Origin of the sequence: Acidovorax sp. LjRoot118 (assembly GCF_964253575.1) — a bacterium.
Taxonomy (GTDB): Bacteria; Pseudomonadota; Gammaproteobacteria; order Burkholderiales; family Burkholderiaceae_C; genus Acidovorax.
Genome location: NZ_CAXURB020000001.1, coordinates 2885092 through 2906288 on the forward strand (window position 1 = coordinate 2885092; position 21197 = coordinate 2906288).

Here is a 21197-nt window from a genome sequence, read left to right on the forward strand (position 1 = left end):
AGGCAGGCGCATCATGGGCGAAGCTGCCCCTCGATGGAGTCGTCCAGCGTCTTGCCGATGGCGGCGCCGATCACCATCTTGGTGGCCGCCACCAGGCCCCCGTGCTTGTTGTCCCAGTAGTAGCCGGATGCGGGCACGACCTGGATCACCGTGATGCGCGGATCGTCCTTGCCGTCGGTGAACCAGGTCTTCATGACCGGGTTCCACAGTTCGCCGATCAAGGCCTTGTCGCGGTGGATGGTGGCAGTGCCTTCCAGCACCAGAAAACCCGAGTGCTTGGCGCCTTGCAGAAAGATGCGCACCTGTGGGTCGGCTTCGATCTCGCGGTTCTTGTGGCTGTCGGACGCGCTGAGGAACCACAGGTGGCCGGCCTCGTCCGCCTTCTCGATGCTCATGGGCCGCGTGCCCTGCGTTTCTCCATCGGGTGCATTGGTGCAGAAGAAGCAGGAGCCAGCGCCCTGCGCCATGTCCTGGATGCGACTGGCAGCATCGCCGCCTGCGAGGTGCTTGTGCGTCTCTTCTGCCTGGTTGTTGTTGATCGAGTCCACGGGTGTCTCCGGTTGATGGCTGGCACCAGAGATTGGACCTGCGGCCCGCGCGAGCCCCTGTAGGAGGCGACCAACGCCCTGCGCCATCCATTGCGACGAGCGGGGCTTCAACAGGGGCTTGTGTAGGAGGACAGCGCGTCCGCCCGGCCCCTCGCTCCGGTGTGTGTCCAATCTGGTTAGAGTGAAACGAACCGCACGCCGCGTGCCCAAGGTGAGCGGCGCACCGTTTGAACGAAAGGCAAAAAAATGAAGATGCTTCACATCGCAACCGTCTGCGTCGTCCTTGCCGGATGCCAAGCAGGCCCCCCGGTACAGCGCAGCGCCGCAGACGACCCCAGCGCCATTTGCTTTGCCGGGATGGACAAGCACAGCGCGCTGGCAGCGCTCAGGCCCCGGATTGGAAGCGCTGCCAATGCACAAACAGCGACACCAGACCTGCTGACCAGCACCGCCATCCCCAACGCCGAGGAGAAGCAGGCCATCCAGTCCTGGGCGGGCCTGCGCCGAGAGTGCGTGAACGCCGGGGCGGAGTTCCGGCTGAAGAATGCCCCGCCTGCCTACGCCGACCTCGTGGAGGAAGAGAACGCGCGCTTCACCGTCCTGCTCTCGCAACTGTATGCGGGCCAGGCGGGCTATGGGCGCTTTCTCACCGAGCGCATCGCGCTCGACACCGAGATGAAGAGCCGGCTCAACAACGCGCGCGGAGAACACGAGCGCGCCAACGCGCCCATCCGCCAGGAAGAGGCAGCCCGCAGGCGGGCTGAGCTGACCAGCGCGCTGGCCGTGCTGCAACTGGCCCCTGCACCGCCAGGGAAAAACTGACCGATTGGGGCACAGGCAGGCCCCGATCGCGGGGGGCCTCTCAGGATTCCGCAGTGAAGCCGATGGCTTTCACGATGGGACCCCATTTGTCGCCATCGGCCTTCAGCAACGCCGCCAGCTCGGCCGGAGTGGACGAACGCGCCTCCAGGCCCATGGCCGCCAACCCGGCGACCACGTCCTTGTCGGCCAATGCGGTGCGGATGGCGGCATTGGCCTTTTGCACCACGTCGGCCGGCGCCTTGCCCGGCAGGAAGAAGCCGAACCATTCGTTGTAGGCCATGTCCTTGTAGCCCTGCTCGATCAGGGTGCTGACATTGGGCATGAACTTGTTGCGCGTGGCACCCGAGGTGGCCAGCACGCGGATCTTGCCGCCTGAGAGGTGCGGCAAGAACTCACCCACCGGGGCCGAGACCGCCGCGATCTGCCCACCCAGCAGGTCCAGGATGGCCGGCTGCGATCCGCGAAAGCCCACGTGGCGCATGTCGACCTTGCCGGCACGGCTGATCAGCTCGCCCACGAAGTGCGGCACCGAGCCCGGTGCGGGCGAGCCGAAGTTGGCGCCCGTGGGGTTGGCCTTGCACCACTCCAGAAACTCGGGCACGGTCTTCACCGAGGCGGGCACCTGCGGGCCCACGGCAAAACCCATGTCGAACACCACGCCCAGGGAGACGGGGGTCACATCAGCCACCGGGTCGTAGGGCAGCTTCTTGTAGGTGTGGGGGTAGATGCCCAGCATGGACATGGGCGTGGCCAGCAGCGTGGCGCCGTCCGCCGGGGCCGCCTTGAGCGTGGTGATGGCGATCTGCCCGCCAGCACCCGTCTTGTTTTCCACCACGGCCGACTTGGCATAGCCGCCGGTGATCTGGGTCGCCACGCGGCGGGCCAGGGTATCTACCGTGCCACCGGCGGCAAAGCCGGCGAGGATCTTCACGGTATCGAGCGCCTGGGCCTGGGCCATGAAGGGCAGCGTGCCTGCGGCGCCGGCCAGGGCCAGTTGCAGGATGTCGCGGCGGGAGGTTGCGGGGGAAAGGCTCATGGTTTGTCTCCTGTGCTTGTTGTGCAATCAATGCGTGCGAAACGGTGGCGGCAATCCCCTGCCCGGTGGATGCCACGGCCCGGCGATGGTAAGTGAAAACCGGGGTCACCCAGCCTAGAAAATACCCATCCGTGGCTCCACCAGGTCATGAAGACCCAGCCCCGCCCGGCGCACAGCCGCCCAGAACAGCTTGGCATACAGATCGTTGTCCGGGTCGGTCAGCCCCACGTCGCGCGACGATACCTCCAGCGCCTGGGCCGGGATGGGGGTGTTGGCACCGGCCATGGAATCGGCCATCACCTGCACCTCGCAGGCGCGCTGCAGCACATAGTTGAAGTAGAAGGCCTCGGGCAGGCTCCGGCCCGTCACCAGCAGACCATGGTTGCGCAGGATCAGGCAGTTGCTGGCGCCCAGGCTCTGCACCAGGCGGTCCTGCTCGCCCGGGTGTACGGTGATGCCCTCGAAGGCGTGGTAGGACACGTTGCCGCTCAGGAACGCCGCATAGAAGTTGTTGAACTTCAGGCCTTCCTCCTTGCACGACACCGCCACGCCCGCCGTATGGTGGGTGTGCATGATGCAATGCGCGTCCTCGCGCGCCGCGTGGATCGCGCTGTGGATCACGAAGCCGGCACGGTTCACCGGGTAGTCCGCAGCCCCCACCGGGTTGCCTTGCAGGTCGATCTTGAGCAGGTTGTTCGCCGTCACCTCGCCGTAGTGCAGCCCGAACGGGTTGATGAGGTAGTGGCCTGCATGCGAAGGCACACTCAGCGTGATGTGGTTGAAGATCTCCTCGCTCCAGCCCCGGGCGTGGAACACGCGGTAACACGCAGCCAGTTGCACGCGCAGGCGCCACTCTTCGGGCTCCATGCCCTCAGGGCGGGCAGCAGCCAGGTCTCCTTCATCGAACATCGCCATTTCCTTTCTCAGACGCTTTCCAGCGTGATTGTCTTGGATGCACCCATGGCAATCCGCTTTTGCCACTCCGCCGGCCCGGTGATGTGGGCACTCGTCCCCCCCGCATCCACCGCCACCGTCACCGGCATGTCCACCACATCGAATTCGTAGATGGCTTCCATGCCCAGGTCCGCAAAGCCCAGCACCTTGGCGGTCTTGATGGCCTTGCTCACCAGGTAGGCAGCGCCGCCCACGGCCATCAGGTAGGCGCTCTGGTGCTTCTTGATCGCCTCGATGGCCACCGGGCCGCGCTCGGACTTGCCGATCATGGCGATCAGGCCGGTCTCGGCCAGCATCATCTCAGTAAAGCCATCCATGCGCGTGGCGGTGGTCGGGCCGGCGGGGCCCACGGCCTCGTCACGCACCGGGTCCACCGGGCCCACGTAGTAGATCACGCGGTTGGTGAAGTCCACGGGCAGCTTCTCGCCCTTGGCCAGCATGTCCTTGATGCGCTTGTGCGCGGCATCGCGGCCGGTGAGCATCTTGCCATTGAGCAACAGGGTGTCGCCGGGCTTCCAGCTGGCCACTTCTTCCTTGGTCAGGGTATCGAGGTTGACCTTCTTGCTCTTGTTGTAGTCGGGCGCCCAGTTCACGTTGGGCCACAGGTCCAGCGAGGGCGGGGTCATGTACACCGGGCCCGAGCCATCCATCACGAAGTGCGCATGGCGCGTGGCAGCGCAGTTGGGGATCATCGCCACGGGCTTGCTGGCCGCGTGCGTGGGGTACATCTTGATCTTCACGTCCAGCACCGTGGTCAGGCCGCCCAGGCCCTGCGCGCCGATGCCCAGGGCGTTGACCCTGTGGTACAGCTCCAGGCGCATCTCCTCGACCTTGTCGAGCTTCTCGCCGCGCGAGGACTTGGCCTGCAGCTCGTACATGTCGAGATCGTCCATCAGGCTTTCCTTGGCCAAGAGCACCGCCTTCTCGGCCGTGCCGCCGATTCCGATCCCCAGCATGCCCGGCGGGCACCAGCCGGCGCCCATGGTGGGCACGGTCTTGAGCACCCAGTCGATGACGCTGTCGCCGGGGTTGAGCATGATCATCTTGCTTTTGTTCTCGCTGCCGCCGCCCTTGGCCGCGACGGTGATGTCCAGGCTGCTGCCGGGCACAATCTGCGCGAAGATCACCGCAGGCGTGTTGTCCTTGGTGTTCTTGCGGTCGAACTCGGGGTCGGCCACCACGCTGGCGCGCAGGGTGTTGTCGGGGTGGTTGTAGCCACGGCGCACGCCTTCGTTGATGGCGTCTTCCAGACCGCCGGGGAAGCCTTCCCAGCGCACGTCCATGCCCACCTTCAAAAACACGTTGACGATGCCGGTGTCCTGGCAGATGGGGCGCTGGCCGGTGGCGCTCATCTTGCTGTTGGTCAGGATCTGGGCGATGGCGTCCTTGGCCGCGGCGCTCTGCTCGCGCTCGTAGGCGCGCGCCAGGTGGGCGATGTAGTCGCTGGGGTGGTAGTAGGAGATGTACTGCAGCGCAGCAGCAACGGACTCGACGAGATCGTCGTATTGGATCGTGGTGGTCACGGGCACCTCAATCGACCTTGATGCCACGCTCGCGGATCAGCTTGCCCCAGCGCTCGCGCTCGGTGCCTACATAGGCGGCCATCTGCTGGGCGGTGCCCGGCGTGGGCTCCACGCCCATCGCCAGCAATTTGGCTTGCACCGCCTCGGAATTCAGTGCCGCGACCAGGGCTGCATTGAAACGCTTCACGTCTTCCGGTGCGGTGGCCGTGGGCACGGTGAGGCCCTGCCACGAATAGGCATCGAAGCCGGCAAGGCCCTGCTCCGCCAGGGTCTGCAGCTCGGGCAGCACGCGCGTGCGCACGCCTGTGGTGACGCCCAGCGCCCGCAGCTTGCCTCCCGCGATGTGCGGCAGCCCGCTGGCCGAGTCGATCAGCATGCAGTCGACCTGGTTGCCCAGCAAGTCCTGCACCGCAGGCGCTGCGCCTCGGTAAGGCACATGCACGAGGTTCAGGCCCGTGCGCTCGCGCAGCAGCTCGGTCGCCAGGTGGTGGGCCGTGCCGGCACCGGGCGAGGCGTAGGTCACGCCCTGCGGGCGGGGCTTGGCCCAGGCCAGGAACTCCTTGAAGTTGCCGGCAGGCACGCCGGGCGCCACCACGAGAATCAAGGGAAAACGCGCGATCATGCCGACCGGAGCCAAGTCCCGGGCGGCGTCGTAGCTGAGCTTTTCGAAGAGCGCGGGGTTGGCGGCCAGGGTCGCGAAGTCGCCGCTGAACAGGGTGCGGCCCCGCTCCCGCGAGCGCGCCACGTAGTCGGCCGCGATGTTGGTTGCGGCGCCGGGCTTGTTGACGATGACGATGGCCTGCCCCAGCGTCTTGTACATGGGTTCGGCGATCAGCCGGGCCACCACGTCAGAGCCTCCGCCAGCGGCATAGCCCACCACCCACTCAATCGGCCGGTTGTCGGCGCCGCTGGCGCGCGCCAGCCGGGACAGGGGCAGCAGGCCGGCAGCCGCCAGAAGGGCCCGTCGTGCACGCATTGCGGGTGTGGGGATGGTTTTCATCATGGTCTCCGTGGGTGGTTGTGTTCAGCGTGCATCCGCCTGGCTGGCGGGTTGGGCGCGTTGGAATGCGGGCAGGTCCATGCAGGCCTGTTCAATATGGAGGACACGCCCATAGGGACGCAGGTCCACCTCGAAGCGCCGCGCATTGAACAGCTGCGGCACCAGAAAGCAGTCGACGATCGAGGGCGAGGCGCCCAGCGCGTAGTCACCGACCGTGGGCACGCTCTGCAGCTCGGCCTCCATGCGGGCCAGGCCTTCGGCACACCAGTGGCGGTACCAGGTGTTGACCTCGGCTTCGGGCAGGCCGAGCGGGCCACGCAGGTACTTCAGCACGCGCAGGTTGTTCAGCGGGTGGATCTCGCAGGCCACGAGCTGGGCCAGCGCGCGGGCCCGCGCCTTGCCAGGCTCATCCGCAGGCAACAGCGGCACGGCCGGGAACCGCGCATCGACGTATTCGATGATGGGCTGCGACTGCTGCAGCCGCAGCCCGTCGATTTCCAGCAGCGGCACCAGCCCAAAGCTCGCGATCTCGCGGTAGGCCTCGCCGCAGTGCTCGCCGGCCGCCAGTTGCCAGGCCACGGGCTCCCAGGCCAGGCCCTTGAGCTCCAGCGCGATACGCACCCGAAAGGCTGCAGAACTGCGAAAGTAGGTGTGCAGGCGCAGCTGCGCCGGTGCGCTCACGCAGGCACCCCGCCAATGCGCACGGTCTGCGCAATGGCGCCGAACACGCTGTGGCCGTCCGGGTCGCGCACCTCGATGCGCACGCGGTCGCCGTGGCGCAGAAAGGGGGTGAGCGTGGAGGCACCGCCCAATTGCTCGCGCACCCGGCGCTCGGCCAGGCAGCTCACGCCCGCAGCGGGGTCGCGGTTGGACACCGTGCCACTGCCCACGATGGTGCCCGCCACCAGCCGGCGCGTGCGCGCGGCATGGGCTATCAAACGGCCGAAGTCGAAGTCCATGTCGACGCCGGCATTGGGCGCGCCCAGGCGCCCGCCGTTGAGCGTGGACACCAGCGGCAGGTGCAGCTTGCCGCCGCGCCAGTGCGGGCCCAGCTCATCGGGCGTGGCCAACACCGGGGACAGGGCCGTGGCCGGCTTGGACTGCAGGAAGCCGAAGCCCTTGGCGATCTCGGGCGGGACCAGGTGGCGCAGCGTGACATCGTTGGCCAGGCCGACCAGGCGCACCGCGCCGAGCGCAGCTTCTGCGCTGCAGCCCAGCGGCACGTCACCGGTGATCACCACCACTTCGGCCTCCAGGTCGATGCCAAAGGCCTCGTCGGCGGCTTCGATGGGGTCGTGCGCGCCCAGGAAGTCGTCGGACCCGCCCTGGTACATCAGCGGGTCGCGGCGCAGTTCATCGGGCGTGTCGGCGCCGCGCGCGCGCCGCACCAGCTCCACATGGTTCAGGTAGGCCGATGCATCGAGCCAATGGTAGGCGCGCGGCAGCGGCGCCGCGCAGGCCTCGGGGTGGAAGGCTTCGAAGGGCCCCTGGCGGGCCTCCAGTTCGTCGGCGACCCGTTGCAGTGCGGGCCGCATGCGGTCCCACTGGTCGAGCGCCTCCTGCAAGGTGGGGCATTCAGGCAAGGCACGCATGCGCTGCAGGTTGCGGCTGACGACGACGAGCTGTCCGTCGCGCCGGTGGTTTCGAAGGGTGGCAAGTTTCATGGGAATGTCGGTCGGAGGTGTCGTTCGGTTCAGGGTTGGATGGCGGCCCACATCTCGCGGTCGCGCACGTCCGTCCAGATTCTTGGGTTGGCGATGCCCTGGGCTTCGTCATAAGCGCGCGACACGTCGAAGGGAATGCAGTGCTCGTAGATGAAGACATGACCGAACACGGGGTCCATCACGCGCCGCGTGTCGGCATACACCTGCTGCAGCGTGTGGCCGGCGGCCACGCCGTCGCGCGCGCACTGCAGCAGGGTCTGCACCCAGGCGCGCGTGTACTCGATGGCGCCCAGGCTGTCGGCCGCCGTGCGCAGCGCCGGCCCGCGGCCGGGCACGAGCTGCTCGGGCTTCAGGGCAGTCAGGCGGTCAAGCGTCGCGGGCCAGGCCGCCAGGTGCGCGTCGCCGGTGTAGACACCGGCGTTGAACTCCACCAGATCGCCCGAGAAGACGATGCCCTGCGACGGAATCCAGACGATGGAGTCGCCGCTGGTATGGCCGGCGCCCAGGTGCAGCAGGCGCACCTCCAGGCTGCCCAGGTGCATGGTCAGCTCCTTGTCGAACACCATGGTCGGCCAGGTCAGGCCGGGAATGCTCTCCTGGGCCTGGAACAGCCGCGGGAAGCGGCCGATCTCCGAGGCCATGTCCTCTGCCCCACGCTCCACGATCAGCTCGCGCGTCGCCCGGCTGGCGATGACGTTGACCGCACCCTCGGGCACGAAGCCCGCAGCGCCGAGCACGCGCACCGCGTGGTAGTGGGTGAGCACCACGTGGCGGATGGGCAGGTCGGTCACCTCGCGGATGCGGCGCACCAGGGCGGCGGCCATCACCGGGGTGGCGGTGGCGTCGATGACCATCACGCTGTCGTCGCCGATGATCACGCCGGAGTTTGGGTCGCCCTCGGCGGTGTAGGCCCAGGCGTTGGCGGACAGCTGGGTGAAGCTGGTTTTCTTCTCGGCCAGGTCGGCCTGCGAAGCGAATGCAGTGGAATGGCTCATGGTTTCTTTCAGATCAAAAGGTCAGGGATTGGGGTCAGGGCAGCGCCGGCTGCAGGCTGCGGCCGGCGGAGCGGGCCACGCTGGCGATGGCGGCCTGCAGCCGCGCGGCGTCGTCGATTTCGGCCGCGAGCGCCAGCACCAGGCGGGCGAGCAGGTCGCTCTGCACGGCGGGAGTGGCGGCGTCGGTCAACGCGATGAGGGACTCGAGTACGTCGTCAAGCTGTGGTTGCGTGCATGTCATGGGCTGAGGCCAGTGGTGAAGCGGTGGAGGCAGATCCGAGGGCACGGGCCAGCATGGCCGGCACCTGTGTGGGGAATTGGTGGGCCAGGCGCGTGGCCACATGCTGGTCGGGGCGGATGAGCCAGCACTCGCCGCTGTCCGCCCCCACACCGAGCTGGCGCTGCAACGCTGCTCGGGCCAGGGCATCGCAGGCCGGGGCGAGGAAGGCCACGGTCAGCAGCGGGTGGTTCACGGCGGTCAGAGCGGGCGGTAGGCGGTCACCAAACACCAGCAGCGTGAACCAGGGGCCGAGCAGATGGTGCAGGCTGGTCGTCTCTGCGAGCCGCACGTCGGGCAGTGCGGCGCCCTCCCCTGCGCCGCCTGCGAGCAGCGGCGAATCGGCGTAGCGGCAGGGGTTGGAGAGCCTGCCGGTGTTGATGCACCGCGCCGCCCAGGCACAGTCCGGCGCCATGGCGATGATGGCTTCGCGCCAGAGCCGGGCCGAGGCATGGCCTTGCGGGTGCACGAAGCGCGAAGACCGCCGTGCCTGCCGGATGTTTTCGAGCGCACCCTGCTTGCGCTCGGTGGAGTAGGTATGCAGCAGCGCCTCGTCGGCGCCATGTTGCAGCACCAGGGCCAGCTTCCAGCCCAGGTTGTCGGCGTCCTGCACGCCGCCATTGCCGCCCCGCGCGCCGAACGGCGCGACCAGGTGCGCCGCATCGCCAGCAAACAGCACGCGCCCGCTGCGCAGGTCTTCCAGGCACTCGTGCCGGTAAGCCCACACGCCGGACCAGGCGATCTCGAACTCCAGAGCCTCGCCGAACAGGGCGTGCACGCGGCGGCGCATGGCCTCGGGCGTGGCGGCCTGCACCGCGTCTTCCTCCTCGCGCAGCTGGAAATCGAGCCGCCAGGTATCGTCGGCCATTTTGTGGCGCCAGACCGCGCGCCCGCCGTTGGCCGAAGCGTCCAGCCAGGTCCATCGCTCCTGGGCCCAGCCGCAGCCAGGCGCCGTGATGTCGATGATGATCCACCGATCTTCGGTGCGGTCGTGCACGACGGGCTCCAGCCCCAGGGCCGCACGGCTGGGGCTGGAGGCACCGTCGCAGGCCACGGCCCACTGCGCGTCCAGTTCATAGTGCCCATCGGGGGTGCCCACGGCAAGGCGCACTCCGTCCTGGTACTGTGCGATGTGCTCGACCTTGTTCAGCCAGCGCACTTCGGCCAGCGGCTCGGCCTGCAAGGCTTCCACCAGGTACTGCTCCACGTAGTACTGCTGCAGGTTGGCAAAACCGTTGTGGCGCAGGTCGGGCTGGTCCTGCAAGGTGTAGGACGTTACCGGCTGGTCCTTGGCGAGCACGCGCGCCACGTTCCAGGCGACGCCCTTGGCGGTGATGCGCCCGGCCACACCCAGGCGCTCGAAAATGTCCAGCGTGCGCTGTGCCCAGCACATGCCCCGCGATGCCAGGCCGCGCACGCCGACGGTGTCGTCATCGTCCAGCAGCAGCACGGGGACCCCGCGGCGCGCCAGGTCGAGCGCCAGCGCCAGGCCGGTCAGCCCCCCGCCGATGACCACGGCGGGGCGGGAATCTTGAGGGAGCCCGTCCAGTTCGGGCGGGCGGCGGTAAGGGTAGCGGGGCAGGACGTGCATGGCATCTCGGCGTTGACTGAGCTGCCATTCTGGAAAGCATCGTGTCCCCTGTCTGTCCCCTCGCAAGGGGACATGCGTGCGCCCAGGGTCTGTGGCATCATTTCAGGAAAGCGCGCCTGCGTACCCCCACGCAAGCAGAGCGCACAGGAGACAAAAACACATGGATTGCATCCCCGCGCTGTCGACCCGCGACGCCTGGCTGGGGCATTGCGTGGCGGACATCGGCAGGCCCGGCTTTCACGCCCGCCTGCTGGCAGGCATCCACACTGTGCTCGGCGCCGACCATTTCAGCCACCTGAGCTACGACCACCAGGGCCGCATCCGCCATGCGGCGGCGGCCAGCGTCTGCGATCAGCGCCTGATCGACTCCACCACCGACATCTACGTCAAGCACCTGTACCAGCGCGACCCCAACTACCCGCTGGTGCGCGACAACGCCCCGGAGGCCCCTGGCCAGGGCCCTGACTTGCGGCTTTTGCGCATGTCGCCCACCAGCATCGGGGATACGGAGTACCGGCGGGTGCTGTTCGACGAGCCGGGGTTCACCGGCAAAATCTCGCTGCTGGGCCAGTGGGACGACCGCAGCTGCTACCTGAACTTCTATTTTTCGCGCGTGCCGCTCAACATGGGGCGGGCCTCCACGCTGCTCGGCCAGTACGGCAGCACGCTCATGGGCCTGGCCTGCCGGCACGACGAGCTGGCGTTTCCCGAGGATGAGGAAGAAACGGCGGCGGGGCACGATGCCTGGAGCACACTGTCCCCGCGCGAACGGTCCACTGCAGAGTTGCTGATGGACGGATACACCGCCAAGGAAATAGGCCGCACGATGGACCTGTCGCCAGCAACCATCGTCACCTACAAGGAGCGCATTTTCGCCAAGCTGGGCGTGGGCAGCCTGCGGGAGTTTCTGGCACTGGGCAGGCCTGGGTAGCAGCCCCCTGCCCTGCGGCCAGGCCGGGAGTCATCAGCGGGCTTTTCAGGCGGCCACTGCGGTGCTGTAGGCCACCCCGTCACGCCCCGGATCGGCGCCGCCATGCAACGCACCGTCGGCCCCGATCTGCACGCCGTGCACCCAGCCGATGGTGTAGTTGTACGGGTTTCGCAGCACCTCGTAGCCCTGGGCCTGCAGCTCGCGCGCCACGTAGCGGGGGATGCGGTTGCACACGTCGATGGAGTTGCTGGTGGACGAGAAGCGCGGGGCCGACACGGCCTCCTGCATGCCCATGCCGTGGTCGATGAGGTTGAGCAGCACCTGCAGCACGCCCATGGCGATCTGCGTACCGCCGGGAGCGCCGAGCACGATCTCGGGCTTGCCGTCCTTGAAGACGATGCTCGGGCACGACGAGGTGAAGCGGCTCTTGCCTGGCTGGATGCTGCCCGCGCGGCCTGGGCGCGGGTCGAACACGCCCATGCAGCCGTTGTAGAAGAAGCCCATGCCCGGCGTGATCACGCCCGAGGGCATGGCCAGCGAATGCGTCATGGAGACGCAGCCGCCCTCGCCGTCGACCACGCTGACTTGGGTGGTGTCCTTGGGCACGGGGGCACCGAGGTTCACGCGCTCCACGCTGTGGCGCTTGCCGGCGCGGATGTCGGCCGCCACGCGCGCCGCGTTGTCTTTGGACAGCAACTGGTCCAGCGGCACCTCGACGAAGGCCGGGTCGCCGATGTGGCGGTCCTTGTCGGTGGTGGCTTTTTTCATCACCTCGCTCAGGATGCGCAGGTACTCGGGGCTGTTGTGTTCGATATCACCTAGGGCGAATTCTTCGAGGATGGTGAGCATCTGCAGCAGCATGGCGCCGCCGCCCGGTGGCTGGTTCGTGGTCACCACGCGGTCGCGGTAGCGGCCCACCAGCGGCTGGGTGCGGCGCACCTGGTAGCTCTTGAGGTCGTCCATGCTCAGCAGGCCGCCCAGCGACTGCACATGCTCCACCATGCGCCGGGCCAGCTCGCCTTCGTAGAACGGGGCGATGCCCTCAGCGGCCACCTGGGCCAGCACCTGGGCGAAGTTCCCGTTCACGATGGGCGTGCCGATGGGCTTGGCGCTGCCGTCGGGACGGCAGTACAGGGCGCGGCCTTCGTCGCTGTAGTGCAGGCGGTCCATGTTGCTGGCGCGGCCGGCCAGGGTCTGGTCGATCCAGAAGGAGTACATGCCGGGGCGCACGAAGTAGCCATCGCGCGCCCAGGCAATGGCCGGGGCCACCACCTCCTTCCACGGCAGGCGGCCGTGCGCGCTGTGCATGGCCGCAAGGCCCTTGAGCGTTGCCGGCGTGCCGATGGACTGCGCGCCGATGTCGTTGACCCGGCCCTTGAGGATGAAGCCGAAGCCGTCCTTGGTTTCGCCTTCGAGCAGATCCGCCCACATGTCCTCGCGCGCGGCCAGCGGCGCGGGCGCATGGAAGTCGAAGTACTCATGCGCCTCCTTACCCGCCTTGTCCGGCAGGAACACCGCCGCCGTGCCAAAGCCCGCGATGCCGCACATCAGCGGGTCCACCACCGTCTGCGACAGCGCGATGGCCACGGCAGCGTCCACCGCGTTACCACCCGCGCGCAGGATCTCGATGCCGGACTCCGCCGCCTCGGGCTGCGGGCAGGACACCATTGCTTGTTTTTTCATCAGGAGACTCGGAAAAGAATGAGGGAGACGACAGCGGCTGCGCAGCGGCCGCCACGCAGGGCGACCGCCGCGGAGACAGACCGGATTTACTTGGGATTGAGGTTCAGGGCTTCGAGCGTCGGGCCCCAGGCCTTGGTGTCGCGGCGCGCCACGTCCATCAACTGGCTGGCAGGGCCGGCCATGGAGATGGCGTTCATGCCCTTGAGCTTGGCCTGTACCTCGGCGCTGGCGTGGAAGGCGCGCGTGCCCTCGTGCAGCTTGGCGATGATGGCGGCGGGCGTGCCGGCCTTGGCGACGATGCCGCTCCAGCCCATGGTGTCGAAGTCCTTCACGCCCAGCTCGTTGGCGGCCGGCACGTCGGGCAGCTCGGGCAGGCGCGAGGGGGCCAGCACCACGAGGGGCACGATCTTGCCGTTCTTGATGTGCGGCAGCGCCGAGCCGCCCACCGGCGCCATCACCTGCGTCTGCCCGCCGATGGTGGCCATCAGTCCATCGGGCTCGCCCTTGAAGGGCACATGGGTCATGCTGATGCCCAGCTTCTTTTGCAGCAGCTCCACCGCCAGCTGGGTCGAATTGCCCAGGCCCGAGGAGGAGAAGTTGAGCTTGTCAGGATTCGCCTTGGCGTACTTCACCAGATCGTCGAGCGACTTGAAGCCCGTGGCCGGGTTGGCCACCAGGATGAAGGGTACGGTGCTGAGCATGCCCACGCCGACGAAGTCCTTTTCTGGATCGTAGGGCAGCGGCTTGTAGACGAACTTGTTGAGCACCATCTGCGAGACGCCGCCGAACATCAGCGTGTAGCCATCGGCCGGCTGGCCCAGCACCTGCTGCGCAGCAATGATGCCGCCCGCGCCGGGCTTGTTCTCCACCGTGATGGTGGCATTGATGGCCTTGCCCGCATGCTCGGCCCACAGGCGCGCCACGGTGTCAGAGCTGCCACCCGCCTGCTGCGAGACCACCAGGCGGATCGGGCGGCTGGGGTAGTTGGCTGCGTCCTGCGCCTGGGCGGCAGGCAGAGCGGCCAGCGACAGGGCGAGCGCCACGGCCTTGGCGGCAGCAGCAAAGCAGAAAGGTTTCTTCATATCGGCAGATCTCCGGGAGGTGGGCGGCTTGAAGCTGGCAGCAGCATGAAAGAAAGCGCTGCAGGCATGCCGGCAATTATTCGGCGCGGGCGCCCCGTGGACCAGTGAATTCGCGCGATGGATCCATTAGTATTCACTCATGACGACGTACGACCAAGTGGCATGGGCCCGCCGGCTCAAGGTGAAGCATCTGGAATCCTTCATGGTGCTGGACGAGGCCGGCACCCTGACCGAGGCCGCCGCCCGCATGCACATGACGCAGTCGGCCATGTCGCACTGGCTGGCCGACCTGGAGGAACTGGTGGGCACGCAACTGGTCACGCGCGGGCGGCGCATCCAGCTCACGCCTGCCGGCATCATCATGAAGCGCCTGGCCATCAGCGTGCTGGGCGACATCTCGCGCACCCAGGCCGAGCTGGGCGCCCTGGCCGAGGGGCGCACCGCGCGCCTGCACATCGGCAGCGTATGGGCCGGCGTGGCGCGCGGCATACCGCAGGCGCTGGTGGAGTTCCAGGCCCTGTACCCCTACATCTCGGTCACCGTGTCCGAAAGCCCGCTGACCCAGTTGCTTGAAGGCATCGACAACAAGCAGCTGGACGTAGCGGTGTGTTCCCTGGATTCACGCGCCTACAAGGATGGGCTGGAACACCGCGAGCTGTTCGACGACAACGTCTGCCTGGTGGTGGGCCGCGCCAGCCGCCATTGGGACGCCAAGGCCCCCATCCGCCTGATCGACCTGGTCCACGATAACTGGATCATGCCGCCCAAGGGCACGCTCACCCGCTCGCAGCTCGATGCCGCCCTGCTCGACGCCGGCGCCACCTGGCTGCTGCCCAAGGTGGAAACCGCCGCCATCACCACCCTGCAGGCCCTGGTGCACCAGGGCGACTACATCGGCGTGTGCTCCGAGGCCATGGCCCAGTACCAGGTGGCCCTGGGCAACATGCGCATCCTGCCGCTGGACCGCACGATCCGCTTCGGGCCGGTGGGGGTGGTCTGGGCGAAGGACAACACGGCGGAGGCGGTGCGGTTGTTTGTGGAGCATATTGCGCAGGTGGTGGGCAGAAAGGACCCGCCACCGCCATGAGGCATCACCCGTGCGAGCCTGCCGTATGCCGCAAATAGCTTGCGCGCTCATCAAGCTCCGATACCATTGCGGCAAGCTGGCATCAAGTTTTACTCAAGCTCCCAAATCCAGCGGACTGGTCAGGGGAAGCTTTTTATGCTTGATCAACGACGGAAAAACTGATCTTTAGAGTTCGCGGCCGGGCTGTCGCAAGGTCTGGCTTCACAAAAATGGCATGAAATTTTAAGGACGACGATGGCAACACGTGCAAATTTGGTGAACTTAGACGCACTAATCATGCGCGAAGATTTTGCAGCAACGAACGAAGTGACCACATTTGAAACGGTTAACACGATATCACTGCGAGACTTCACCCAAGGCGGTCTAATTGGTCCAAGCTTGCGAAAGCCAGACTTTCAGAGAGAGACAAATCATTGGGTTCCGGAGCAAGTTGTTTCCCTTCTCGAATGCTTTGTTAACGGCGACCTTATACCGTCCGTAATTTTGTGGCAATCACCGACCTATCTCTTTGTGATCGACGGCGGTCACCGACTGAGCGTTATTCGGGCTTGGGTGGAGGACGACTATGGAGACGGCTCAATATCGCAAAAATTTTTTGGCTATGAAATATCTGCAGATCAAAAGAAATCTGCAGCACGCACTCGCGATTTAGTAGCCGAACGAGTAGGCAAATGGCAGCATTATGTAGCACGAAGCAACGACCCTCAACTCGCGCCCGAGGAACGTAGCAAACTGCTTACAGCCGTCTCGCGCGGCATCCCTATCCAATGGGTGCGCGGTGACGCTGACAAGGCGGAGAACTCTTTTTTTAAAATCAATACAAAGGGCACACCGCTTGATACTCTGGAAGAGCTCTTATTGAGCAACCGTCGAAAGCCCGCGCCAATTGCTGCACGAGCCATTATTCGCGCAGGCAAGGGACACAGGTACTGGTCGGCCTTTGAGCAAGACGTCGCTGACAAAATCGAGCACGCGGCAAAGAATATCCATGTCGCGCTCTTCGATCCTGAACTTCGACTGCCAGTCAAAACACTTGAATTACCGCTTGGGGGTCCCAAAGGAGTGCGTTCGGCGCTACAGGTTTTGCTTGACGTGATACTAATCGCTGTCCGTAACCAGCAGGGGGAGCCCATAGAGATAAGTGATCAGAGCGATGACCCAGACGGCTTAGCTACGGTTCAGGCTTTGAATAAGACACTCAACTTAATTAAAAGATTGACCGGCAACGACAAGGGGAGTCTTGGACTACATCCAGCTGTCTACTACTACGGGCCGACGGGTCGCCACTCTGAGCCAATGTTCATGGGTACAGTTACTCTAGTAGCAAAGAAAATTGCCAACAATGATAGCGGATTTTTCATGCGATTCACCAAAGTGCGTGCGCAACTGGAGGCCGTTCTGATCGATCACAAAGAACTAATCGCTACCATCCTGCAAAAAATTAGCAGCAAGTCGCGCATTGACCGCTATGCTGCAGTCCTAGACGAAGTTATCAAGGCTCTTTACGCCGGAACGAGTATTGGTGAAAGCGATTTAGTGAAATTCGCAGGGCTGGATGGTAAAATTATCACAGGTAGCGCTGACGCCTCTCCTAGCAAATTTTCAGATGATTCGAAGAGTCAAGTCTTCATTCAAAACGCGCTTGCTTCTGCCTTGAAGTGCCCTATTTGCAATGGATACCTCGATACGGACAAGTCGGTTTCTTACGACCATATAAAGCGCAAGGAAGAAGGAGGACCTGCAATCGCGAAAAACCTCCAACTCACTCATCCATACTGCAATCAATCGGTCAAAAACTGAGTCCTCACCAAATATTCTATAGCTTAGAAAAACAAGCAATTTTCACCCCAAGGGCAGATCTCACCCTTTCTACCGACGCCAAGGGTTAATTCCTCATCGGATTTTTCAATACGCGGCAATGGGCGGTGAGTAAGCAATTTCATACCAGCCCCGTGCAGTTGATGCAGGGCAAGCCATGCAAGCGGATTGCATGTTGCAATCCACGCCCCTTTCAGCGATTCGTCGCGCCCCCCGCATCCTCCATGACCAGCTCCGATCCAGCAGCATCGACTTCACCACTCCAGCCACCTGCAGCGCCCTCCCAGTCCCAGCCTCCTTCCGCCCCCCACACCCCCACCGAAGACGCCGTCGCCATCTTCACCGGCGTACTCCTGATCTCGGTGGGCGTGGCCTTCTTCACCAGTGCCGGGCTGCTCACGGGCGGCACGGCGGGGCTGGCTTTTCTAGCGCACTACGCCACGGGCATTGGCTTTGGCAAGCTGTTCTTCGTGATCAACCTGCCGTTCTACTGGCTGGCGCTGCGCAAGCTGGGGCGGGCGTTCACGGTGAAGACCTTCATCGCGGTGCTGCTGCTCTCAGCGATGACGGAGCTGCAGTCGCAGTTGTTGCAGTTCGCGCAGTTGCAGCCGCTGTATGCGGCGATTGCGGGCGGCACCATCACGGGCACGGGGTTTTTGGTGCTCTTCAGGCACCGCTGCAGCCTGGGCGGCGTGGGGATTGCCGCGCTGTACCTGCAGGACCGCTATGGCTGGCGCGCGGGCAAGGTCCAGATGGCGGTGGATTGCTGCATTGTGCTGCTGGCACTGTTCACGGTGGAACCGCTGCGCGTGCTGTGGTCGATTGCGGGCGCGGTGGCGCTGAACCTGGTGCTGGCCATGAACCACCGGCCGGGGCGGTACATGGGGACGTGAGCACCTTCACGCCGACACGGGCTCGAAACCTGCGCATGCAGGCATGCGCTCAGGGCGCTGGTCCGGTCCGATTGGTGGGCTTTTCAATGCTGATCGCCTGCAGGCGCTGGTCGCCGCTGCGCAGCAGGCGCTCCACGTCGGCATCGGACAGCACCGGTTGGATATAGCTGAAATCCGAGCCCCACTGCGGTGTTCCGATGACGGTGTAGGGATCGAGCACGCTGTCCAAAAGGCGTTGGTTGGACCTGCGGTACGGCGCCACACTGGCAGGGGTGCTGGTCATGTAGGCGCGTTTGAGCGAGAGAGACACGCGTGTCTGCCCCGCACCCTGTGGGTTGCCGTAGGGCTGCGCGCTGATGTTGGCAGGGCGCATGGGCAGGTAGCCCACGGGCCTCATGGCGATGATGCCCCGCTGCTCCCCGGCCAGTTCTGCCAGCCCTTGTTCGTTGGCCCGCAGCAGCATGGTGCCATTGCGCTCCACCCCCGAAATGTCCAGCACGGTGATGGCGCCGCTCGCCGTGGTGGCGGGCGGGGGGTACATGGGCACGCCCAGCACGGTCAGCAAGGCCAGTGCGGACTGCACGGCTGTGCGCTGTTGCTCCGGGGTCTGGATCAGTTGGCTGGCTTCGCCGGTGTGGCGGTCGATGTCAAACTCGGTACCGGGCACATCGACGGTGATTTCCACATCCACCTTGCCGTTGGCGCTCTGGCGCAGGCGGCGCTCGATCTCGTCCAGGCCGTTTTCCCTGGACAGGAAGGTGTCGTACCACCACTCACGGCCAATGGCCACCCTGCGCGCGGTACTGCTAGCCTGCAGTATCTCCAGGCCCGGCTCGGTCACCCACAAGATGACGCCGCCCAGCGGGTTGACCCTGCGCCCGCCCGGCAGCACCTCGCTGCCCAATTCGGTCACCACCTGCTGGATGCGCGCCTGCAGCTCCACCGCCCGGCGGTCTGCCGGCATGGTGAGCGCATCGAACCCCGTAAGGACCCACACATATATCGGTGCATTGCCCGTGCCGAAGCGCTTGATCCTGTCGCGCATCTCGTCGTATTCGTAAGGGCTGGTCTTTTGCGCATGAACGGACTGCAGTGCGGTGAGAAGGATCAGGGCCAGCATGGCCAGGGCGTTGCGAAGTCGCATAGGTCTCCAGTGCAAACGGATGGACTGGAGCTTGTACCTTGAAGACGGGCCGAAGGCCAGCGCCAAAATGGGTGGTGACAGCGGCGGTAGCCCCGCTGGGGGTCAGGACACCGTATCCGAAAAATCCGGCCGCACGTCCAGGGGCGTCCACTCCATGTCGCCGCAGATGATCAGGCGCTGGCCGTGCTGCTCGAAGCCTACGGACAGCGTGATGCACATGCTCAGGCTCTGCATGGTGCGGTAGGGGCGCGTGACCTGCACCACGCCGACGTCGCCCAGGGCGCGGCGAAAGTACGGCCGGCGCGACCAGCGGGCGCCCGTGGTGTCGCGCAGCGGGGCGAAGGCGTCGCGCTCGGCCAGCACCGGCCCATGCCCCCCGGAGAACAGGTTGGTACCCACCTGGTGGCCGCTGGCGTCCAGCAGGTAGCAGACATCGGCATTGGGCAGCCCGAGAAAGGCGGCGCAGGCCTCGGCCAGGGAGGCGCCGGCCTGCATGCCGGCGCAGGCGTGCACCATGGTCTGTACATAGGGCTGCAGGCGGTCGCGGTACTCGCGGCGCTGATCGTGCCAGCGGTCGCCGCACAGGGCCCAGGTTTCTTCGATCTCTGCGCAGGTATGGTCAGGCGGCAGCAATTGCGCGGCGGGCCGGCCGAAGAAGTAGCCCTGCACGAAGTCGGTGTCGGAGTCGAGCGCGATGACGGCTTCCTCACGCCGCTCTATGCCTTCCATGAGGACCAGCGCGCCGCACTCGTGCAGCAGCGAGACCATCTGGGTGGTCACGCGCCGCACGGTCTGGCTCTGCGCCGCCTTGACGACCACGCTGCGGTCGAGCTTGACGAGCGTGGGCGCCAGGGTGAACACCCGGTCGAAGTTGGAGTGGCCGGCGCCGAAGTCGTCCAGCGCCAGCAGAAAGCCCTGGGCCTTGAGCTCCCGCACCTGCGCTTCGAGATCGACGTGGTCATCGATCGCGGTCTCCAGAATCTCGACGACGATCTGGTGGGGCGCCAGGCCCGACTGGCGGCAGACCTGCAGCAGGCGCTGCGAGGCAGACATGGCGTTGCCGCTGGAGAAGATGGAGGCATCCACGTTCAAAAACAGCCAGTGCGCCTGCCTGGGAAAGCGCGCAAAGCTGCTGGCGTGCAGCTCGCAGGCGGCCACATCGAGCGCGGTCTGCTCTTCGACCGACTGGCAGCGGGCGAAGAGTTCGGGCGGCGGCACGGGCGTGCCGTTGGGCGTGGTACCCCGGAGCAGGGCCTCGTAGCCGACCACGCGGCGATGGGCCAGGCTGAAGATCGGCTGGAAGTGGGACTTGAGCGAAATCGTCACGGCAAGGGCGCGCGGCCGATGCACGCACCGCCCTTGTTGGCGGGCCTGGGCGGGTGGGAGACTGCAGGCTGGGGTTGGTGCATGGGTGTCGGGGTGCGTAAGGCCTTCAGAGTATCAGCATTTTCCGTGCCATGCCCCACCGGGCACACCCCTGTCGGAACAAGCGTTGCATTCAAAGCCCTGCAAAGCCCGAGGGCACAAATGAAACAGGATGTTTTCCCACCTGCCTACAATGCACTGTCCCCGCATTGGAGTGCCCATGGCGCCAGCCCACACCGTCCGTGATTTCGAGCAGTTCCAGGCCGTTCTGGCCACCAGCGGCGTGCGCGATGCCCTGGCCTACCTGGCAGGCCTCACGGACTACCGTTTCATCGGCATCTGGCGCTTTCAGGATGGCAAGGCCGATGCGGCCGTGCATTTCGACAAGGAAAACCCGGACACCCTGCGCGCGCAGGCCGTGGCGGAAACCGCCACCTACTGCTGCTATGTGCGCGACAGCAAGGGCGTGTTCAAGACCGCCCACGCCCTGCTGGACCCGCGCACCGAAGGCCACCCCGCCCGCGAGGCGGTCCCCACCTACTGCGGCGTACCGGTCATGGACTCCGGCGGCACGCTGCTGGGCACCCTGTGCCACTACGATGTGGTGCCGCGTGACCCCGAGCAGATCAACCTGGAGCTGATGTTCGCCGTGGCCAGCGCGCTGGCGCAAGGCGGGCATGTGCCGCCGTATCCGCCAGCACCGTGATTACTCCCTGAGCGCCTCGTGCCGCCCCCCAAAGGGCGACGCTGCCAAGCGGCTGCGGGCGTGGGTGGGGCGTACTGA

The 21197-nt window shown here is 65.8% G+C and carries 20 protein-coding genes; 6 read left to right on the plus strand and 14 right to left on the minus strand.

Translation table 11 applies throughout. The annotated features are described in order from the left end of the window. Window positions 1-11: 11 nt before the first annotated feature. The gene (locus tag ACSQ9E_RS13540; RefSeq protein ID WP_436218084.1) at window positions 12-548 is read right to left on the minus strand and encodes a pyridoxamine 5'-phosphate oxidase family protein; all 537 of its coding nucleotides are present in this window, start codon (window positions 546-548) and stop codon (window positions 12-14) included. Between the two features lie 357 nt (window positions 549-905). On the opposite strand from ACSQ9E_RS13540, the gene ACSQ9E_RS13545 reads away from it, so the two are divergent. After that, the gene (locus ACSQ9E_RS13545) at window positions 906-1370 is read left to right on the plus strand and encodes a hypothetical protein (RefSeq protein ID WP_436218085.1); all 465 of its coding nucleotides are present in this window, start codon (window positions 906-908) and stop codon (window positions 1368-1370) included. A 40-nt stretch (window positions 1371-1410) separates the two neighbouring features. Here ACSQ9E_RS13545 and ACSQ9E_RS13550 read toward each other — a convergent pair whose 3' ends face one another. The 9 genes from ACSQ9E_RS13550 to ACSQ9E_RS13590 form a co-directional block, all read right to left on the minus strand. Then, on the minus strand, window positions 1411-2406 hold the full coding sequence (locus tag ACSQ9E_RS13550) for a Bug family tripartite tricarboxylate transporter substrate binding protein (protein WP_436218086.1): 996 nt from the start codon (window positions 2404-2406) through the stop codon (window positions 1411-1413). 114 nt (window positions 2407-2520) lie between these two features. Then, window positions 2521-3315 (minus strand): class II aldolase/adducin family protein, encoded by a 795-nt coding sequence (locus tag ACSQ9E_RS13555; RefSeq protein ID WP_436218087.1) that lies wholly within the window; start codon window positions 3313-3315, stop codon window positions 2521-2523. Window positions 3316-3329: 14 nt separating this feature from the next. Then, window positions 3330-4883 carry a fumarate hydratase gene (locus tag ACSQ9E_RS13560; RefSeq protein WP_436218088.1) on the minus strand — a complete coding sequence of 518 codons (1554 nt, stop codon included), beginning with the start codon at window positions 4881-4883 and terminating at the stop codon, window positions 3330-3332. A 7-nt stretch (window positions 4884-4890) separates the two neighbouring features. Continuing rightward, a complete protein-coding gene (locus ACSQ9E_RS13565; protein WP_436218089.1) occupies window positions 4891-5883 on the minus strand; it encodes a tripartite tricarboxylate transporter substrate binding protein in 993 nt (330 codons plus the stop codon). A gap of 24 nt (window positions 5884-5907) precedes the next feature. After that, window positions 5908-6564: a maleylacetoacetate isomerase gene (maiA, locus tag ACSQ9E_RS13570; RefSeq protein ID WP_436218090.1), complete on the minus strand. Its 657-nt coding sequence runs from the start codon at window positions 6562-6564 to the stop codon at window positions 5908-5910. Then, complete coding sequence (locus ACSQ9E_RS13575; protein WP_436218091.1) at window positions 6561-7547, minus strand: fumarylacetoacetate hydrolase family protein; 987 nt, start codon at window positions 7545-7547, stop codon at window positions 6561-6563. Before ACSQ9E_RS13575 ends, maiA begins: the two co-directional genes overlap by 4 nt. A gap of 29 nt (window positions 7548-7576) precedes the next feature. Further along, on the minus strand, window positions 7577-8542 hold the full coding sequence (locus ACSQ9E_RS13580; RefSeq protein ID WP_428000948.1) for an MBL fold metallo-hydrolase: 966 nt from the start codon (window positions 8540-8542) through the stop codon (window positions 7577-7579). A 34-nt stretch (window positions 8543-8576) separates the two neighbouring features. Beyond that, window positions 8577-8783: a DUF2783 domain-containing protein gene (locus ACSQ9E_RS13585; RefSeq protein WP_428000949.1), complete on the minus strand. Its 207-nt coding sequence runs from the start codon at window positions 8781-8783 to the stop codon at window positions 8577-8579. After that, window positions 8758-10410, minus strand: a complete 1653-nt coding sequence (locus ACSQ9E_RS13590) for an FAD-dependent oxidoreductase (protein WP_436218092.1) — start codon at window positions 10408-10410, stop codon at window positions 8758-8760. The genes ACSQ9E_RS13585 and ACSQ9E_RS13590 overlap by 26 nt, the downstream gene beginning before the upstream one ends. Window positions 10411-10570: 160 nt before the next feature. On the opposite strand from ACSQ9E_RS13590, the gene ACSQ9E_RS13595 reads away from it, so the two are divergent. Then, a complete protein-coding gene (locus ACSQ9E_RS13595; protein ID WP_436218093.1) occupies window positions 10571-11341 on the plus strand; it encodes a helix-turn-helix domain-containing protein in 771 nt (256 codons plus the stop codon). Between the two features lie 45 nt (window positions 11342-11386). On the opposite strand, the gene ggt is transcribed toward ACSQ9E_RS13595, so the two are convergent. Together ggt and ACSQ9E_RS13605 are read right to left on the minus strand one after the other, a co-directional pair. Next, complete coding sequence (gene ggt, locus ACSQ9E_RS13600) at window positions 11387-13024, minus strand: gamma-glutamyltransferase (RefSeq protein WP_436218094.1); 1638 nt, start codon at window positions 13022-13024, stop codon at window positions 11387-11389. Window positions 13025-13110: 86 nt separating this feature from the next. Beyond that, complete coding sequence (locus ACSQ9E_RS13605; protein ID WP_436218095.1) at window positions 13111-14106, minus strand: Bug family tripartite tricarboxylate transporter substrate binding protein; 996 nt, start codon at window positions 14104-14106, stop codon at window positions 13111-13113. A 139-nt stretch (window positions 14107-14245) separates the two neighbouring features. Here ACSQ9E_RS13605 and ACSQ9E_RS13610 point away from each other — a divergent pair, with 139 nt between their 5' ends. The 3 genes from ACSQ9E_RS13610 to ACSQ9E_RS13620 all read left to right on the plus strand — a co-directional run bounded on the left by ACSQ9E_RS13610 (window position 14246) and on the right by ACSQ9E_RS13620 (window position 17904). Then, on the plus strand, window positions 14246-15193 hold the full coding sequence (locus ACSQ9E_RS13610; protein WP_436218096.1) for a LysR family transcriptional regulator: 948 nt from the start codon (window positions 14246-14248) through the stop codon (window positions 15191-15193). 276 nt (window positions 15194-15469) lie between these two features. Continuing rightward, the gene (locus tag ACSQ9E_RS13615) at window positions 15470-16993 is read left to right on the plus strand and encodes a GmrSD restriction endonuclease domain-containing protein (protein WP_436218097.1); all 1524 of its coding nucleotides are present in this window, start codon (window positions 15470-15472) and stop codon (window positions 16991-16993) included. Window positions 16994-17235: 242 nt separating this feature from the next. Then, complete coding sequence (locus ACSQ9E_RS13620; protein ID WP_436218098.1) at window positions 17236-17904, plus strand: YitT family protein; 669 nt, start codon at window positions 17236-17238, stop codon at window positions 17902-17904. A 49-nt stretch (window positions 17905-17953) separates the two neighbouring features. Here the strand turns inward: ACSQ9E_RS13620 and ACSQ9E_RS13625 are convergent, their stop codons facing one another. Beyond that, entirely contained in the window at window positions 17954-19048 is a 1095-nt protein-coding gene (locus tag ACSQ9E_RS13625; protein WP_436218099.1) for a hypothetical protein, read from the minus strand. Between the two features lie 102 nt (window positions 19049-19150). Continuing rightward, complete coding sequence (locus ACSQ9E_RS13630; RefSeq protein ID WP_428000962.1) at window positions 19151-20374, minus strand: sensor domain-containing phosphodiesterase; 1224 nt, start codon at window positions 20372-20374, stop codon at window positions 19151-19153. Window positions 20375-20633: 259 nt separating this feature from the next. Here ACSQ9E_RS13630 and ACSQ9E_RS13635 point away from each other — a divergent pair, with 259 nt between their 5' ends. Further along, the gene (locus ACSQ9E_RS13635) at window positions 20634-21119 is read left to right on the plus strand and encodes a hypothetical protein (RefSeq protein ID WP_436218100.1); all 486 of its coding nucleotides are present in this window, start codon (window positions 20634-20636) and stop codon (window positions 21117-21119) included. Window positions 21120-21197: the final 78 nt, after the last annotated feature.

Bases quoted from the DNA above. Each gene is read 5' to 3' on its own strand.
- ggt (WP_436218094.1), bottom strand. From the start codon at position 13,024: ATGAAAAAACAAGCAATGGTGTCCTGCCCGCAGCCCGAGGCGGCGGAG.
- ACSQ9E_RS13565 (WP_436218089.1), bottom strand. From the start codon at position 5,883: ATGAAAACCATCCCCACACCCGCAATGCGTGCACGACGGGCCCTTCTG.
- ACSQ9E_RS13605 (WP_436218095.1), bottom strand. From the start codon at position 14,106: ATGAAGAAACCTTTCTGCTTTGCTGCTGCCGCCAAGGCCGTGGCGCTC.
- ACSQ9E_RS13545 (WP_436218085.1), top strand. From the start codon at position 906: ATGGACAAGCACAGCGCGCTGGCAGCGCTCAGGCCCCGGATTGGAAGC.
- ACSQ9E_RS13610 (WP_436218096.1), top strand. From the start codon at position 14,246: ATGACGACGTACGACCAAGTGGCATGGGCCCGCCGGCTCAAGGTGAAG.
- ACSQ9E_RS13620 (WP_436218098.1), top strand. From the start codon at position 17,236: ATGACCAGCTCCGATCCAGCAGCATCGACTTCACCACTCCAGCCACCT.
- ACSQ9E_RS13615 (WP_436218097.1), top strand. From the start codon at position 15,470: ATGCGCGAAGATTTTGCAGCAACGAACGAAGTGACCACATTTGAAACG.
- ACSQ9E_RS13590 (WP_436218092.1), bottom strand. From the start codon at position 10,410: ATGCACGTCCTGCCCCGCTACCCTTACCGCCGCCCGCCCGAACTGGAC.
- ACSQ9E_RS13550 (WP_436218086.1), bottom strand. From the start codon at position 2,406: ATGAGCCTTTCCCCCGCAACCTCCCGCCGCGACATCCTGCAACTGGCC.
- ACSQ9E_RS13595 (WP_436218093.1), top strand. From the start codon at position 10,571: ATGGATTGCATCCCCGCGCTGTCGACCCGCGACGCCTGGCTGGGGCAT.
- ACSQ9E_RS13585 (WP_428000949.1), bottom strand. From the start codon at position 8,783: ATGACATGCACGCAACCACAGCTTGACGACGTACTCGAGTCCCTCATC.
- ACSQ9E_RS13575 (WP_436218091.1), bottom strand. From the start codon at position 7,547: ATGAAACTTGCCACCCTTCGAAACCACCGGCGCGACGGACAGCTCGTC.
- ACSQ9E_RS13625 (WP_436218099.1), bottom strand. From the start codon at position 19,048: ATGCGACTTCGCAACGCCCTGGCCATGCTGGCCCTGATCCTTCTCACC.
- ACSQ9E_RS13580 (WP_428000948.1), bottom strand. From the start codon at position 8,542: ATGAGCCATTCCACTGCATTCGCTTCGCAGGCCGACCTGGCCGAGAAG.
- ACSQ9E_RS13555 (WP_436218087.1), bottom strand. From the start codon at position 3,315: ATGTTCGATGAAGGAGACCTGGCTGCTGCCCGCCCTGAGGGCATGGAG.
- ACSQ9E_RS13635 (WP_436218100.1), top strand. From the start codon at position 20,634: ATGGCGCCAGCCCACACCGTCCGTGATTTCGAGCAGTTCCAGGCCGTT.